Origin of the sequence: Rhodoplanes roseus (assembly GCF_003258865.1) — a bacterium.
Taxonomy (GTDB): Bacteria; Pseudomonadota; Alphaproteobacteria; order Rhizobiales; family Xanthobacteraceae; genus Rhodoplanes; species Rhodoplanes roseus.
Genome location: NZ_NPEX01000822.1, coordinates 1 through 271, shown reverse-complemented (window position 1 = coordinate 271; position 271 = coordinate 1). Strand labels below are relative to the sequence as shown.

Annotated in this window: 1 pseudogene; it reads right to left on the bottom strand. The window is 62.0% G+C overall.

The annotated features are described in order from the left end of the window. Nucleotides 1-51: 51 nt before the first annotated feature. Nucleotides 52-271, bottom strand: a pseudogene (locus tag CH341_RS32565) (ABC transporter permease); the annotation flags it as partial.

Below are 271 nucleotides of genomic sequence, written 5' to 3'. Positions count from 1 at the left end.
AATCGGTCTTCGCGGCGACGGCGAGATCACGAATTTCGACGATATTGCCCATCATGCGCTCCGATCGCGGATGCGGGTCGGCAGATTGTCGATCAGCATGTTGACCGAGATGGTGAGGCTCGCAATCGCGATCGAAGGGAAGATGACGGCAGGCGCACCGTATGGCAGGCCGGCGAGGTTCTCACGCACCAGGCCGCCCCAATCGGCATTCGGCGGTTGCACGCCGAGGCCCAGGAAAGACAGGCCGGAGAGAAGCAGCACGATGAAGACG